Origin of the sequence: Pseudomonas sp. HMSC067G02 (assembly GCF_001813485.1) — a bacterium.
GTDB classification, from domain to species: Bacteria; Pseudomonadota; Gammaproteobacteria; order Pseudomonadales; family Pseudomonadaceae; genus Pseudomonas; species Pseudomonas aeruginosa.
In genome coordinates this window covers 175,635-190,516 of sequence record NZ_KV812717.1, presented here as the reverse complement: position 1 = coordinate 190,516, position 14,882 = coordinate 175,635, and the positions used below count along the sequence as shown (strand labels likewise).

The 14,882-nt window shown below is 63.6% G+C and carries 16 protein-coding genes; 8 read left to right on the top strand and 8 right to left on the bottom strand.

Annotation, left to right across the window (positions count from 1 at the left end):
* From HMPREF2914_RS25405 to HMPREF2914_RS25395, 3 genes are all read right to left on the bottom strand, one after another.
* The coding region (locus HMPREF2914_RS25405) for a ParB/RepB/Spo0J family partition protein (RefSeq protein ID WP_070702870.1) at nt 1–1,627 on the bottom strand (1,627 nt) is incomplete at its 3' end.
* Between the two features lie 80 nt (nt 1,628–1,707).
* Entirely contained in the window at nt 1,708–2,535 is an 828-nt protein-coding gene (locus HMPREF2914_RS25400) for a DUF932 domain-containing protein (protein ID WP_008643219.1), read from the bottom strand.
* An 824-nt stretch (nt 2,536–3,359) separates the two neighbouring features.
* On the bottom strand, nt 3,360–3,710 hold the full coding sequence (locus tag HMPREF2914_RS25395; protein ID WP_020203136.1) for a DUF2958 domain-containing protein: 351 nt from the start codon (nt 3,708–3,710) through the stop codon (nt 3,360–3,362).
* Between the two features lie 369 nt (nt 3,711–4,079).
* Here HMPREF2914_RS25395 and HMPREF2914_RS25390 point away from each other — a divergent pair, with 369 nt between their 5' ends.
* Genes HMPREF2914_RS25390 through arsH form a run of 8 tightly spaced genes read left to right on the top strand, consistent with a single transcriptional unit; the run spans nt 4,080 to nt 9,819 of the window.
* Nucleotides 4,080–4,409 carry an ArsR/SmtB family transcription factor gene (locus HMPREF2914_RS25390; protein WP_008643211.1) on the top strand — a complete coding sequence of 110 codons (330 nt, stop codon included), beginning with the start codon at nt 4,080–4,082 and terminating at the stop codon, nt 4,407–4,409.
* A gap of 12 nt (nt 4,410–4,421) precedes the next feature.
* Entirely contained in the window at nt 4,422–4,868 is a 447-nt protein-coding gene (locus tag HMPREF2914_RS25385) for an ArsI/CadI family heavy metal resistance metalloenzyme (RefSeq protein WP_070702869.1), read from the top strand.
* Nucleotides 4,869–4,879: 11 nt separating this feature from the next.
* Nucleotides 4,880–5,377, top strand: a complete 498-nt coding sequence (locus tag HMPREF2914_RS25380) for an arsenate reductase ArsC (protein ID WP_008643209.1) — start codon at nt 4,880–4,882, stop codon at nt 5,375–5,377.
* A 41-nt stretch (nt 5,378–5,418) separates the two neighbouring features.
* Complete coding sequence (gene arsD, locus HMPREF2914_RS25375) at nt 5,419–5,778, top strand: arsenite efflux transporter metallochaperone ArsD (RefSeq protein ID WP_008643208.1); 360 nt, start codon at nt 5,419–5,421, stop codon at nt 5,776–5,778.
* Nucleotides 5,779–5,791: 13 nt separating this feature from the next.
* Nucleotides 5,792–7,558, top strand: coding sequence for an arsenical pump-driving ATPase (gene arsA / locus HMPREF2914_RS25370; RefSeq protein WP_008643205.1), 1,767 nt, complete (start codon nt 5,792–5,794; stop codon nt 7,556–7,558).
* Between the two features lie 29 nt (nt 7,559–7,587).
* Entirely contained in the window at nt 7,588–8,667 is a 1,080-nt protein-coding gene (gene arsB, locus HMPREF2914_RS25365) for an ACR3 family arsenite efflux transporter (protein ID WP_021204056.1), read from the top strand.
* A 14-nt stretch (nt 8,668–8,681) separates the two neighbouring features.
* The gene (gene arsC, locus HMPREF2914_RS25360) at nt 8,682–9,104 is read left to right on the top strand and encodes an arsenate reductase (glutaredoxin) (RefSeq protein WP_020203139.1); all 423 of its coding nucleotides are present in this window, start codon (nt 8,682–8,684) and stop codon (nt 9,102–9,104) included.
* Complete coding sequence (arsH, locus tag HMPREF2914_RS25355) at nt 9,097–9,819, top strand: arsenical resistance protein ArsH (protein ID WP_008643201.1); 723 nt, start codon at nt 9,097–9,099, stop codon at nt 9,817–9,819. The genes arsC and arsH overlap by 8 nt, the downstream gene beginning before the upstream one ends.
* Before the next feature lie 41 nt (nt 9,820–9,860).
* Here the strand turns inward: arsH and radC are convergent, their stop codons facing one another.
* The 5 genes from radC to HMPREF2914_RS25330 all read right to left on the bottom strand — a co-directional run bounded on the left by radC (nt 9,861) and on the right by HMPREF2914_RS25330 (nt 14,877).
* Nucleotides 9,861–10,370 (bottom strand): RadC family protein, encoded by a 510-nt coding sequence (gene radC, locus HMPREF2914_RS25350; RefSeq protein WP_008643200.1) that lies wholly within the window; start codon nt 10,368–10,370, stop codon nt 9,861–9,863.
* A gap of 340 nt (nt 10,371–10,710) precedes the next feature.
* Nucleotides 10,711–11,775 carry a PDDEXK nuclease domain-containing protein gene (locus HMPREF2914_RS25345; protein ID WP_041506148.1) on the bottom strand — a complete coding sequence of 355 codons (1,065 nt, stop codon included), beginning with the start codon at nt 11,773–11,775 and terminating at the stop codon, nt 10,711–10,713.
* On the bottom strand, nt 11,772–12,974 hold the full coding sequence (locus HMPREF2914_RS25340) for a tyrosine-type recombinase/integrase (protein WP_008643195.1): 1,203 nt from the start codon (nt 12,972–12,974) through the stop codon (nt 11,772–11,774). Before HMPREF2914_RS25340 ends, HMPREF2914_RS25345 begins: the two co-directional genes overlap by 4 nt.
* 224 nt (nt 12,975–13,198) lie before the next feature.
* Nucleotides 13,199–14,128: an electron transfer flavoprotein subunit alpha/FixB family protein gene (locus HMPREF2914_RS25335; protein WP_003091099.1), complete on the bottom strand. Its 930-nt coding sequence runs from the start codon at nt 14,126–14,128 to the stop codon at nt 13,199–13,201.
* Nucleotides 14,128–14,877, bottom strand: a complete 750-nt coding sequence (locus tag HMPREF2914_RS25330; RefSeq protein WP_003091107.1) for an electron transfer flavoprotein subunit beta/FixA family protein — start codon at nt 14,875–14,877, stop codon at nt 14,128–14,130. Before HMPREF2914_RS25330 ends, HMPREF2914_RS25335 begins: the two co-directional genes overlap by 1 nt.
* Between the last annotated feature and the right edge of the window lie 5 nt (nt 14,878–14,882).

The window sequence follows — 14,882 nt, the reverse complement described above, 5'->3', positions numbered from 1 at the left end:
CGAACAGTTCGGCGCTGTCCTCCGGCAAGGCTTCGCCCGCCACCTGTTGCAGTTCGCGCAGTGCCACGGCGGCGGGCGATTCCGGCCAGTCCGGGGCCATGCCTTCCAGCCGGTCTTGCACTTTCAAGCTCATGCCCAGCGGCAGGTCGTGGCCGTAGTGGCTGCCCTGCAAGATGGTCTGCACCATGCCATGCACCACGGCAGCCAGCGCGGCTTGCGGGTGCCGGGCGACTTCGATTTGCAGCGCGGCGGTGCGGTGGGCGCTCAACCGCTGCGCCAGCCGGTCAGACATGGCGGCGATCTTGGGCTGTTCGTCGTCCTCGCCTTCGTCGTCGTTTCCGGCTTCGCCTTCGCCGCCGAAACCCTGCCGCAAGCGTTCCAGCGTGCGCAGCGCCTTGGCTTCGGCCTCACGCATCAAACCGCGATGAATCACGGTTTCGCCGTTGCGGTCGATGGTGACGATAGCCCCGGCTGCGGCCTTCACGTTCGGACTGTAGTCCTGCAAGCCATCTTCCAGCGCCTGCAATTGCTCGCCCACGGCTTCGCCTTCCTCTTGCAGCGCGTCGGCCTTGTCCTCGTCCTCGGCGTCCAGCGCGGCATCCACTGCTTCGGCCAGTTCGTGCAGCTTGGCTTGCAGCTTCTCGATACGTTGGGCCTCGCGCTTGATTGGCTCGCGTCGCTCCCTGGGCGCACGCTGGAAGGCGTGCAGGTCGGAATGGGTCATTCCCGGCGTGGCATCCACCCATGCCCAACCTTCGGCGCGAACATTGGCGGCAATGCCTGCCAGCCGGTCTTGCACCAACCGTTCCAGCAACGCGGCATCGGTCAGATACACGCCCGCGTCACCTTCCGCGAACAGGTCACGGCGAATCCCGCCGCCTGCGGCTTCGTAGCTGTCCAGCCCGACAAAGCGCACCAACGGATGCCGGTAGGCGTCGATTTCCCGTTCGGTCAGGCGCTCGCGCAAGTGCGAGGGGTGGCGCTGCCATTGCGGGGCATCGTAGAACGCCGCTTCCTGCGCAGTGTGTTCGTCAGTGATGGCAAGGGCCATCAACTGGTCAAGGCTCACGGCATCGGCGCGATAGTCGGCCATTAGGCGCGGGGAGACATTCGCCAGCTTCAAGCGGCGCTGCACCACCAGCGGCGTGACGGAAAAATCCGCTGCAATGTCCTCGATGGGCCGTCCTTCGGCCACCAGCGCCGCGAAGGCTTCAAACTGGTCTGCCGGGTGCATGGCCTCCCGCTGCACGTTCTCGGTGAGGCTGGCCGTGCGGGCGGTTCCATCGGCCACCAGCAGGCAAGGCACTTCCCATTCCTTGCTGATGCGATGCTTCTTCGCCAGCAGCTTCAAGGCGGCGAGGCGACGGCCACCGGCCACGACTTCGTAATGCTCGCCATCGGCGGATGCAATCACAATCAGGTTTTGCAGCAGGCCCACGCGCTGGATGCTCGCGGCAAGTTCGGGAATCGACATGCGCGGGGCCTTGCGCACGTTGCGGCCCGTGGGGCGCAGTACCAACCGTGACAACGGAACCAGAATCAGGTTCTTGGTCGGGTCGGCGGCTTCCAGCGGGATAGCTGCGGCGGTATTGACGGCGCGGGCTTCGGTTTGGGTGATGGCGTTCATGATGATAACTCCTTGCGGTTAGGAAATGCAGCAGCGAAAGAAGCGGTAAGGGCTGCTGCCTGCCCCTGCCGCGTGGGGAATCAGGCTTTCAACTGGCGCAGGCCATCGGCCAGCAGCCACAGGGCGCGGTTCAGGCGCACATCGGAATCAATGCCCTGCACGGGGCGGGTACGTTGGCGGCGTCCGTTGGCGCTGCGGCCATGCAATCCGCCTTTGGTCAGGTTCTCCTGCGTGCGGTTGAACACGCTCCACAAGTCCGGGCGGCGGTCGTCGAACCGGCGCGGCATCAGGATTTGCGATTCGGTGATGGGTGCGGGCTTGTCGGGGTCGTCGTACTTGAGCGACAGCGCAGCGCGGGCGAACACTTCGGCCTCGCCTTCGTCCAGCGTGATGCTGCGCATCAGGTCACGGGATTCCTTCACCCGCTCGAAGCCGCTCAACACCTCGAAAGCGCCTTCGATGACGTGCCCGGCCACGTCGCCTTTGTGGGGTACGCGCACGTCCGCCACGGTGTCGCCACACACAAGGCCATTGCTGCACACGAACCGGAACATCCCGGCCAGCATCTGATAGCTGCTGGTGCCGTCGTGCGAGTTCAGCAACACGATTTCATTGGCTTCCGCGCCGTTGATCTGGCTGGCGTGGCGCAGGCGAATCATGTGTTTGGTGTGCTCGCGGCGGCCTTCATCGCGCACGCGGGTCTGCGTCACCATAAAGGGTTGAAACCCCTCCTTGCGAAGCTCGGTCAGCACCGTGGCGGTGGGGATGTAGCTGTACCGCTCGGAACGGCTCTCATGCGGGGCATCCGCGAAGATGGACGGGGCCACCCTGCGAATCTGGTCATCGGACAGCGGGTAGTCGCTGCGCAGTGCTGGGGAATGGGAAGCGAAACGGGATGCGAGTTGCATGGTCTTTCTCCTGACGAAAAGGGTTTGCTGTTCAAACCGCACACCGGATTCCTAGATTCGGAGCCCAGCCTTTCGGTTGTTCGGTGCGGTCGGCACGAGGAACCCGGTTGGCCCTGTTGCCACCGTCTTTCCTGAGTTCATCGCCCGCGACGGTCAGGAGCACGCGAACGGGTGCCGTCAAGGAGGCAAGCGCAGGGTTGGTGCGGCCCGCAGGCGAAGCCGAGGACACGGCCCTGCGCGCCTTGACGGCGCACGGGCGCGGGCTACAGTCGCGGACAAGGTGATGAAGTCAGGGGAGACGGCTCGACAAGGCAACGGCCTTCCCTGTGTGCCGAACCGCACGGCAAGCGAAGCGCGCAGGCCCGAAGCTGGAAGCCGGGCCGGAGGCGTCAGCCGAGCGGAGCGAGGGAACGATGGAAGCCCGTCAGGGGCGAAACCCCGCAGGGGGTTCGATGCGCAGCACGACAGCGCGACCGGCCATGTTTCTTGGCCGGGGACGCCCGGATTTCAAAGCTCGATGCACAAGCTCATTCGCCAAGCATCGGGAAGCAGAGCCAGTTGTGCCGGTGATTGCTTCGGTCTGGCCGATCCCGCGTAGCCGGTTCGGCGGTCTTTGAGGGGCGCTAAGCATCGCGCGGCGGGGGTGGCCCGCAGGGCTTTCCCCTGGAGGCAAGCGCAGCGCCCCGTCAGGGGCGCGAACGGTTTGAGCGCATCGTGCTGCGCCGTGATTTCGATGATCTAGTCGTGATGGCTACTCATGGCATGGATCTCCTGCAAAGGTTGAGAAAGCACAAGGAGCGCCTTGCGGCGCTCCCAGGGCCGAGTCAGACAGCGATCCGCCCGGCCAGCCGCGCATCGCGTGCGTAGGCGCTCAACCGCTTCTCGGCGCGGAAAGACAGGTCGCGCTCGATCGGCAAGCCCAGCCCGCCGCGCACCGTCGCCAGCTCGCCCAGGCTGACCCAGCCGATTTCCGGCATCCCCAGGCCCAGGTCGCAAAGACCAAAGGCGTGGTCGTGGTCGTCGGGATCAATCTCGGTTAGCAGCCAGGTCGCGCCGCTATCCGGCGTGAACAGCTTGACCACGGGCGCCGGATCGAAGTCCGGGTTCTCCAGCGATTCGCGGCCGTTGGCCAGCAGCACGATGCGCTGCTCGTCAGTGATGAGTGCGTTGTTCATGGTGAACTCCTGAAGGGTTGCCGGGCGGAATTGCCCGACCCTTCCGTGGCACGGCGCAGCGCAAGCAGTCAGGGGTCAACGACGGCCGCCAGGACGCAAGCGCCATCGGCGCGCAGCCCTTGACGGCGAGCACGCCGTGGCACGATGAAGGGAACAGCAAGACCGCCTCCCTTGCACCTCCATATGCGTCGGTTTTAGGCGAGCAGAGCACCCAGGTCGGAGGCGCCAGGGGGCATAGCCGGATGGCCGTGATTCGACACGAAGCGCGGGACACAGCCCGCGAACCCGACGGCGGCACGCCGGGGCGCTACGAGGTTCTGTTTGCTGGTTTCTTGCGCAATGATTCAATAAATGTTGTATTATCGAACTATGAACGAAGATCAAGCTGTTTCCGCCCTCGGCGCCCTGGCCCACACCCAACGCCTGCGCGTGTTCCGCGCCCTGGTCGTCGCAGGCCCCGAGGGGCTGACGCCCAGCGTCTTGGCCGACCAGCTCGACGTGGCCCGCAACTCTCTGTCCTTCCATCTGAAGGAGCTGGCTCACGCTGGCCTCGTCACCATCGAACAGCAAGGGCGCAACCTGATCTATCGCGCTGACTTCGCGCAGATGAACAGTCTGCTTGGCTACATGACCGAGCACTGCTGCCAGGGCGGCGTATGCGAAGTCACTGAATCTCCCTCCACCTGTGCCTCCTGCTGAAAGGAACTCTCCATGAAGCGCTTCCACGTCCACCTGCACGTCGATGACTTGAACCGCAGCATCGGCTTCTATTCCCAACTATTCGCGGCGCAGCCTGCGCGCGTCGAAGGCGACTACGCGAAGTGGATGCTCGAAGCCCCGCCGGTCAACTTCGCCATCTCCACGCGCGGCAGCGAGCCGGGCATCGACCACCTGGGTATCCAGACCGACGACGCCGAGGAACTGGCCGCCCTGAAACTCCGCGCACAAGCCGCCGACATGGCGTTGCTCGACGAAGGCACGACCACCTGCTGCTACGCACGCAGCGAGAAGCATTGGGTCACCGACCCGCAGGGTATTGCCTGGGAGCACTTCCACACGTTAGGCAGCATCCCGGTCTTCCATGAAGCGGCTTCAGTCACGACACCGATCACCGCACCGGCTTGCTGCACAGCAAGCCCCCGTTCTTCCTGCTGTTGAGAAAGCACACCATGACCACAGAGGCCGCATACAACGCACTGTTCATCTGCACGGGCAATTCCGCACGTTCCATCCTCGCCGAAGGCATCCTCAACAAACTGGGCCAAGGGCGCTTTCGGGCGTACTCGGCAGGTAGCCAGCCCAAGGGCGAAGTGCATCCGCTGGCGCTCGCCACGCTGGAGCGGCTGCACATGCCAACGACTGGCTACCGCAGCAAAAGCTGGGATGAGTTCGTAGCGCCGGGGGCGCCGGTGTTCGACTTCATTTTTACCGTCTGCGACAACGCCGCCGGCGAGGCTTGCCCGTTTTGGCCGGGCAAGCCGGTATCGGCTCACTGGGGCGTGCCCGATCCGGCAGCCGTCGAAGGTAGCGAAGAACAACGACTCAAAGCGTTCAAGGATGCCGCGCTGATTTTGCGCCGCCGCATCGAGCTGTTTCTCTCGCTGCCACTGCAACGCCTGGACGCCATGTCGCTGCAACGCGAGTTGCGAAACATCGGCCAAGAGTGAAGAGCGTCACTTCATCAACAACCAATTTGAAAGGACACCCCATGCCAAGCATCCAGATTTTCGACCCGGCGCTATGTTGTAGCACCGGCGTATGTGGCGTTGAAGTGGATCAAAACTTGGTGAACTTCGCCGCCGATGTGGATTGGGCCAAGCAACACGGTGCTCAGGTCGAACGCTTCAACCTGGCACAGCAACCCCTCGCTTTCGCCGAAAACCCGACAGTGAAAGGCTTTTTACAACGCTCGGGCCAAGAGGCGCTGCCCCTGGTTCTGGTCGATGGTGAGGTGGCCTTGGCCGGTCGCTACCCCAGCCGAAGCGAATTGACCCGCTGGGCTGGCATCGAGGCGCCCGAAGCCTCGCCAGCCCAAAACGCCTGCTGCTCTGGCGGCCGCTGCTGCTGAACAAGGAGATCCCATGCACTTCCTGACCCAGCCGCCTCGCTTCCTGTTTTTCACCGGCAAAGGGGGCGTCGGCAAGACCTCCATCGCCTGCGCAACGGCCGTGCAACTGGCGACCCAGGGCAAGCGTGTGCTGCTCGTCAGTACCGACCCGGCTTCCAACGTGGGGCAGGTTTTCGGCGAACGCATCGGAAACCACATCACGATGATTGCCGCCGTGCCGAATCTATGGGCACTGGAAATCGACCCGCAGGCAGCCGCGCAAGCGTACCGTGACCGCATAGTCGGCCCAGTGCGAGGCGTGTTGCCCGATGCGGTAGTGGATGGCATCGAAGAATCCCTGTCGGGTGCCTGCACCACGGAAATCGCCGCCTTCGATGAGTTCACGGCCCTGCTGACCGATGCGGCGCTGACGCAGGATTACGCGCACATCATTTTCGACACAGCCCCTACCGGCCACACCATCCGCCTGCTGCAACTGCCGGGCGCATGGAGTGGCTTTCTGGAAGCAGGCAAAGGCGATGCGTCGTGCCTGGGGCCGCTGGCGGGCCTGGAAAAACAGCGCAGTCAGTACAAGGCTGCGGTAGAGGCGTTGGCCGATCCCTTGCGCACTCGTCTAGTGCTGGTTGCCCGTGCGCAGCGCCCCACGCTGCGCGAGGCGGCCCGCACCCATGAAGAACTGGCCGCTATCGGCCTGTCACAGCAACACCTGGTCATCAACGGCGTATTTCCTGCCAGCGAGGCCGAAACCGATACGCTTGCCGCTGCCATCTACGAAAAAGAGCAGGCTACGCTGGCCGCCATTCCGTCTGTCCTCCAGGCGTTGCCTCGGGATCAGATCGCGCTCAAGCCGTTCAACCTCGTGGGCCTCGACGCTCTGCGCCATCTGCTGGTCGATACCGACGCCACATATGGCGCCGATGCCATCGAGCTGCCCGACCAGATCAATGCGCCGGACTTATCCGCCCTGGTCGATGAAGTCGCTGCCGATGGGCACGGTCTGGTCATGGTGATGGGCAAAGGCGGCGTGGGCAAGACCACGCTGGCCGCTGCCATTGCCGTGGAGCTGGCGGGCCGGGGCCTGCCCGTGCATCTGACCACCTCCGACCCGGCTGCGCATCTGGCCGACACGCTGGAAGGTTCGCTTCCCAATCTGGCTCTCAGCCGCATCGACCCCCAGGAAGCCACGGCACGCTATCGCCAGCATGTGATGGACACCAAGGGCGCGCAGCTCGATGCCGAAGGCCGCGCCTTGCTGGAAGAAGACCTGCGCTCGCCCTGCACCGAGGAAATCGCGGTGTTCCAGGCATTCTCCCGTGCCATCCGCGAAGGGGGCAGAAAGTTCGTGGTGATGGACACCGCGCCCACAGGCCACACCTTGCTGCTGCTCGACGCCACCGGCGCATACCACCGCGACATCGCCCGGCAGATGGGTGAGACGGGCGTTCATTTCACGACGCCGATGATGCAGTTGCAAGATCCGAAGCAGACCAAGGTGCTCATTGTCACCCTGGCCGAAACCACGCCCGTGCTGGAAGCGGCCAACCTGCAAGACGACCTGCGCCGCGCGGGCATCGAGCCGTGGGCCTGGATCGTTAACAACAGCGTGGCGGCCGCACATCCGCATTCCCCGCTGCTGCGCCAGCGTGCACGCAACGAGTTGCGGGAAATCGACGCCGTGGCCACACAACATGCCCGACGCCATGCTGTCGTGCCGCTTCTGACCGAAGAGCCGGTGGGAGTGGAGCGTCTGCGGGCTTTGGCAAACAGGAAAACCTCATGAATCACGACAGCCCCCAAAGCGGGCATTCGATGCTGAACACGCCATCGCGCCTGTCCTTCCTAGATCGCTATCTCACCGTCTGGATTTTCGCCGCGATGGCGCTGGGTGTTGCATTGGGTACGTTCTTCGACGGTTTGCCCGATGCGCTCAATGCGCTCTCGATCGGCACGACCAACGTCCCGATCGCCATCGGCCTGATCCTGATGATGTACCCGCCGCTGGCCAAGGTGCGCTACGAGACGCTACACGAGGTCTTCGCCGACCGGCGCGTGCTGTTGCTGTCACTGGTGCAAAACTGGATCATCGGGCCGGTGCTGATGTTCGTGCTGGCGGTGATTTTCCTACGCGACCAGCCGGAATACATGACCGGCCTGATCCTGATTGGACTGGCACGCTGCATCGCTATGGTGCTTGTGTGGAACCAGTTGGCGCGTGGTGATAACCAGTATGTCGCGGGCCTGGTCGCCTTCAATTCGATCTTCCAGATCCTGTTCTTCTCGACCTATGCCTGGTTCTTCCTGTCGGTGCTGCCGCCTGTGTTCGGCCTGCAAGGCAGCGTCATTGACGTGGGCTTTTGGACGATCACCGAGGCGGTACTGATTTACCTGGGCATCCCGTTCCTGGCCGGCTACCTGACCCGGCGCTCGCTGATTCGACGCAAGGGCCAGGACTGGTACGAGCGTGCATTCCTGCCGCGGATCAGTCCCATCACGCTGGCGGCGCTACTGTTCACCATCGTGGCCATGTTTAGCCTCAAAGGTGCCGACGTGGTGCGCCTGCCGATGGACGCGCTAAAGATTGCCGTGCCGCTGACACTCTACTTCGTGATCCAGTTCCTCATCAGTTTCTTTATGGGCCGGCTGATCCAGGCCGACTACCCACGCACCACCGCCATCGCCTTCACTGCCGCAGGCAACAACTTCGAGCTGGCCATCGCCGTGGCTATTGCGTCGTTCGGCCTGGCTTCGCCTGTCGCCTTCACCACGGTGATCGGGCCGCTGGTGGAAGTGCCGGTGCTCATCCTGCTGGTGCATGTCGCCTTGCGGTTGGGCCGCCGGTGGCGGCTCAAGGGCGCCAGCATGTATTCCGCCAACCCCACGAATCCCTGAACCGAGGCAATGGCATGAGCCAGATCACCATCTATCACAACCCCGACTGCGGTACGTCGCGCAACGTGCTGGGCTTGATTCGCAACAGCGGCGAAGAGCCGACCATCATCGAATACTTGAAAACACCGCCCGACCGCGAGACGCTGAAAACGCTGATCGCTGCGATGGGTGTGCCAGTGCGTGCGGTGCTGCGCGAGAAAGGCACACCTTATGCGGAATTGGGCCTGGATGATTCCAAATGGAGCGACGAACATTTAATCGACTTCATGCTCCAGCACCCCATCCTCATCAACCGCCCCATCGTGGTCTCGCCGCTGGGCGCACTGCTGTGCAGACCTTCGGAAGCGGTGCTGGACATCCTGCCCCAGCCGCAGCGCGGTGCATTCAGCAAGGAAGACGGCGAAGCCGTCGTGAATGCGGAAGGCCGCCGTGTCTGAATCCAGAATCGACCTACCCAATATCGACACCGCGCTGTTCCAGCAACCCGATGCCCAGCGGTTAATGGCACCCGAGCGTGCCACCCACGCGCCGCGCTTCCTGCTGCTCTATGGCTCGCTGCGCGAACGCTCGTTCAGCCGCCTGGCTGCTGAAGAAGCGGCACACATCCTGAGCGCGCTCGGCGGCGAGACACGGATGTTCAACCCCTCGGGCCTGCCGTTGGTGGATGACGCGCCTCACGATCACCCAAAGGTCAGGGAACTGCACGAACTGGTGCAATGGGCCGAAAGCATGGTGTGGAGTTCGCCCGAGCGCCACGGTGCCATGACCGGCTTGATGAAGACCCAAATAGACTGGATTCCTCTGTCGGTCGGCGCGGTGCGCCCGACACAGGGCAAGACGTTGGCGGTGATGCAGGTGTCGGGTGGATCGCAGTCCTTCAACGCCGTTAACCAAATGCGCGTGTTGGGCCGCTGGATGCGGATGCTGACCGTCCCAAACCAGTCTTCGGTCGCCAAGGCATACCAGGAGTTCGATGAAGCGGGACGCATGAAGCCCTCGGCCTATTACGACCGCATCGTGGATGTGATGGAAGAGCTGATGAAGTTCACGCTGCTCACGCGCGACGTGGCGCCATATCTGGTAGATCGCTACAGCGAACGCAAGGAAAGCGCCGAAGCCCTGAGCCGGCGCGTCAATCAAGCAGCGATCTGAGAGCCGCCATCGCAGCAAAATGGGGGCCGAAGCCCCCTCGGTCAAATCAGACCGCGTTCGGCGAAGGATATGGTGCTGCCACCCGCCACGATGATGTGATCCAGCGTGCGGACATCCACCAGCGCCAGCGCCTCCCTGAGCCGCTGGGTCAGTACCTTGTCGGCGCCGCTCGGTTCGGGGTTGCCGCTCGGATGGTTGTGCGAAACGATGACCGCTGCCGCATTGAGCCGCAGCGCCTCCTTGACCAGCTCGCGTGGATACACCGATGCACTGTCGATGGTGCCTCGGAAAAGCTCGCTGTATTCGATCAGGCGATGCTGCGTATCCAAGAACAGCACAGCGAAGACTTCATGCTCGAAACCAGCCAACTTGGCGCTCAGGTACTCCTTGACCGCCACCGGCGAACTGAACGACGCACCGCGCTGCATCTTGTACTCGATGGCCTGGCGCGCGGCCTCCAGAATTTGGTCGGCCGTCGCCAGCAGGTAGCGGCCCTGTGCATCGCGCACCATCAGCGAGGCATCGAACGAGGAAAAGGACAGTTGCGACATGATCGTGCTCCGGTTGCTCGGGCGGAATTGCCCGGAACCGTGGCCAGCACGGCGCAGCGCAAGCAGTCAGGGGTCGCAGACGGCCGCCAGGACGCAAGCGTGCATGGCACGCGCCGCCCTTGACGGCGAGAACGCCGTGATACGGTGAAGGGAACAGCAAGACCGCCCACACCCCGCCCACTGCACACTGTCGTCTTTTGGGCAAGCGAAGCACGCAGGCCCGGCAGGGCCGGAGGCGGCAGGGGCCAAAGCCGGATGGCCGCGATTCGGCACGAAGCGCGGGGCGCAGCCCGCGAACCCGACGGCGGCACGCCGGGACGCCCGACTGCTTGGGGCAGGGCTACTCGTTGTCGGTCTTGCGCTGCTCGATCTGCAACTGCGCCCGCTGCGTTGCCTGTTGTAGCCGCTCCACCAGCACGCCCCTCGGCGGCAAGGCGGTCAGGTACTCGGCGACGTGGATGCCCGACTTGTCCAGCTCCAGCAATTCGATCTGCTCGCGCTTTTTGCCGGTGCAAAGGATGATTCCCAGCGGCGAGGCTTCCTCCGGCTCCCGTTCGTGCTTGTCCAGCCAGCGAAGGTAAAGCTCCATCTGTCCCTTGAAAGCCGCCTTGAACTCGCCGACCTTCAACTCCACTGCCACCAGCCGCCGCAGTTTGCGGTTGTAGAACAGCAAGTCAAGGTGGAAATCTTCGCCGTCAATTTGGATGCGCTTCTGCCGAGCCACGAAGCTGAAACCTGCGCCCAGCTCCAACAGGAAGGATTCCATTTCGCGGATGATCGCCGCCTCCAAGTCGCCTTCCTGCCATGTGTCCCGCAGTCCCAGGAAGTCGAGGATGTACGGGTCACGCATGACCAGGGCGGGCGACATGCGCTGCGCATCGCGCATCGTCGCCAGCTCCTGCGCGATCGTCTCGCCCGGCTTTTGGGACAGTACCGTGCGCTCGTACAGCATCGAGTCGATGCGCTCGCGCAGCGTGCGCACGCTCCAGCGCTCGGCGCTCGCCATCTGCGCGTAGTAGTCCCGCTGGAGCGGGTCTTTCAGCGGGATCAGGGCAATGAAGTGCGTCCAGCTCAATTCTCGTATCAGTGATACGAGAATCTGCTCGTCGGGGAAGGTGGTGGCGAACTGCACCATGCGGCGCAGGTTTTGCTCCGCAAAGCTGCTGCCGTACTCCTTCACCAACTGCGCCGCCAGGGTAGGCAAGACTTCCTTGCCATAAGCGCCCCGGCGCCCGTCCAAGACCTGCGTGTGGATGCGCTGGCCGATGCGCCAGTAGAGCATCGTCAGCTCGCTATTCACCGTCGAGGCGGCGCGTTGCCGCGCCGCCTCAATCAGTACCCGAATGTCGCCCAGCAGCGCCGACGGCGCTGCGGGCGATGCCACGGATGACCGGCGCCTGGTCATGCTGTCGCCTCCGCAGGAGGCTGCTTGGCGCCGGTAATCGCCTTGCGCCGGTTCGCCACCAGTTCGGCCGCCTCGCGCACTGGATCGTCCTCGGTGTGGACATAGCGCATGAACATCACGACGGTCTTGTGCGCCGTCAGCGCCATGCCGACCTTGACCGGGATACCTGAATTGGCAATGTCGGTCGCAGAGCGATGGCGGATGCCATGCGTCCCCACGTGCGTCGCACCCGCCGCCTTGAGCACGCGGCACCAGCCGCCGTAATATTCGCCTGTGGTCAGGTGCTGCGCCGGATGGCGTGGCGACGGCAGCACATAGGGATTGCCTTCCTGTCTCGGTGCCGTCGAAAGCAGCCGGTAGGCTTCCTCGCTCATGGGCTTGGACATGCCGCCGGTCTTGCTGTCGGGCCAGACGACGCGCCGATTCTCCAGATCGACCCATTCCCATTCGAGCGTGACGATTTCGGAGCGGCGGGCGGCGAACTCGAATTGCAGGCGAATCGCCAGAGGGATGACGTAGTTCTCAAGCCCTTCGACCTCGATCTTGTCGAGCTGCCGGAACAGCTTGCCCATGTCGTCGTCGCTGATGAGATGGGTGGACTTGCCGGCAGGGAACATCGGGACATGGCGGCAAGGATTGGTGCCGTCTGGCCGATAGCCCCACACCTCCGCCATGTTGAACATCTTGCGCAGGATGCTGAACGCCTTGTTCGCCTCGGTCTGCTTGTATGAAAGTTTCTCCATCAGCCCGGCAACGTCCGGCCGCTTCACGTCGTGAACCTTCTTGCGGCCCAGCAGCGGGATGATGCAGCGGTCGATGACGCCTTGATAGCCGACTCGGGTGCTGGGCTTGTTGCGCTTCTTGGAGTAGTCCTCCATGAACTTCTTGCACAATTCCTCAACGGTGGGTGCCTGGCGTGCCTCGGCCTTGTCCGCTGCCGGATCGCCGCCCCGGCGCACCTGGGCCAGCCATTCCTGCGCCAGCGAGCGGGCCTGTTCAACGGTCAGCTCGCCGAACAGGCCCAGGGCCGGCTTGCGTCGCTCGCCGGCGTTGGTTCGGTACTGGAGCATGAACACCTTGCGACCGGCCGGCGTAATCTTGCACAGGAAGCCGGGAACAAGGGTATCGCGCAGCTCGATGGCTTGCGCTTGGGGTTGTGCCGCATCTACTGCGGACTTGGTGAGCTTGATCTTAGCCATGATGACTCCTCGGAAAGACCCGATTCCCAGGAGCCTCGTAGGAGCCAGTAGAAGGGAAGCCGGGTCAAGTTTCAGAAAGCACCGGCATATGTTGAACTCGCCTAAGTCATTGATAAACTTGCTGTATATGGCTGTGGCGTAGTCCAGCAAAGTGCGGTACTGGAGTCATCCTGAAATAAAAAAACCCGCTCCGGGGAGCGGGTCTTGTCGGCTTGGAATCGGGCTCAGACGGCCTTTTCCAGCTCCGGTACGGCGTCGAACAGGTCGGCGACCAGGCCGTAGTCGGCGACCTGGAAGATCGGCGCCTCTTCGTCCTTGTTGATCGCGACGATCACCTTCGAGTCCTTCATGCCCGCCAGGTGCTGGATGGCACCGGAGATACCTACCGCGATGTACAGCTGCGGGGCGACGATCTTGCCGGTCTGGCCGACCTGCATGTCGTTCGGCACGAAACCGGCGTCGACCGCGGCGCGGGAAGCGCCGACTGCGGCACCCAGCTTGTCGGCCAGGGCGTAGAGGATCTTGAAGTTGTCGCCGTTCTGCATGCCGCGGCCGCCGGAGACCACGATCTTGGCAGCGGTCAGTTCCGGACGGTCGGACTTGGCCAGCTCTTCGCCGACGAAGGCGGACTTGCCGGCATCGGCCGGGCCGGAAACCTGCTCGACGGCAGCCGAACCGCCTTCGGCGGCGACGGCGTCGAAGCCGGTGGTACGCACGGTGATCACCTTGACCGCAGCCGAGGACTGCACGGTAGCGATGGCGTTACCGGCGTAGATCGGACGCTTGAAGGTGTCGGGGCTGACCACTTCGACGATCTCGGAGATCTGGTCGACGTCCAGCAGCGCGGCGACGCGCGGCAGGAAGTTCTTGCCGTTGGTGGTAGCCGGGGCCAGCACGTGGCTGTAGTTCTTGCCCAGCTCGGCGATCAGCGGCGCGACGTTTTCCGGCAGTTGGTGGGCGTAGGCGGCGTTGTCGGCGACCAGCACCTTGGAGACGCCCTCGACCTTGGCGGCGGCTTCGGCCACGGCGGCAACGTTCTGTCCGGCGACCAGCACGTGGATGTCGCCGCCAATGGCCTTGGCAGCGGCAACGGTGTTCAGGGTGGCAGCCGCCAGGGCCGCGTTGTTATGCTCAGCGATAACCAGGATAGCCATTAGATTACCTTCGCCTCGTTCTTCAGTTTCTCTACCAGTTCAGCCACGGACTTGACCTTGATGCCAGCGGAGCGCGCAGCCGGCGCCTCGACCTTCAGGGTCTTCACGGTGGAAGCGGTGGAAACGCCCAGGGCGTCCGGGGTCACCACGTCCAGCGGCTTCTTCTTGGCTTTCATGATGTTCGGCAGCGACGCGTAGCGCGGCTCGTTCAGACGCAGGTCGGTGGTGACGATGGCCGGCAGGTTCAGCGCGACGGTCTGCAGACCGCCATCGATCTCGCGGGTCACGTTGACCTTGTCGCCAGCGACCTCGACCTTGGAGGCGAAGGTGCCCTGGGCGTAGCCGGTCAGCGCGGCGAGCATCTGGCCGGTCTGGTTGTTGTCGCTGTCGATGGCCTGCTTGCCGAGGATCACCAGTTGCGGCTGCTCCTTGTCGACCACGGCCTTGAGCAGCTTGGCCACGGCCAGGGAGTTCAGCTCGTCGTTGCTCTCCACCAGGATCGCACGGTCAGCACCCAGCGCCAGCGCGGTGCGCAGTTGCTCCTGGGCGGCGGTCGGGCCGACGGAGACAGCGACGATCTCGGTAGCCACGCCTTTCTCTTTCAGGCGTACGGCTTCTTCCACGGCGATTTCGCAGAAGGGGTTCATGGACATCTTGACGTTGGCGAGGTCGACGCCGGAGTTGTCCGCCTTGACGCGGACCTTGACGTTGTAGTCGACCACTCGTTTGACTGCTACAAGAACCTTCATGGATT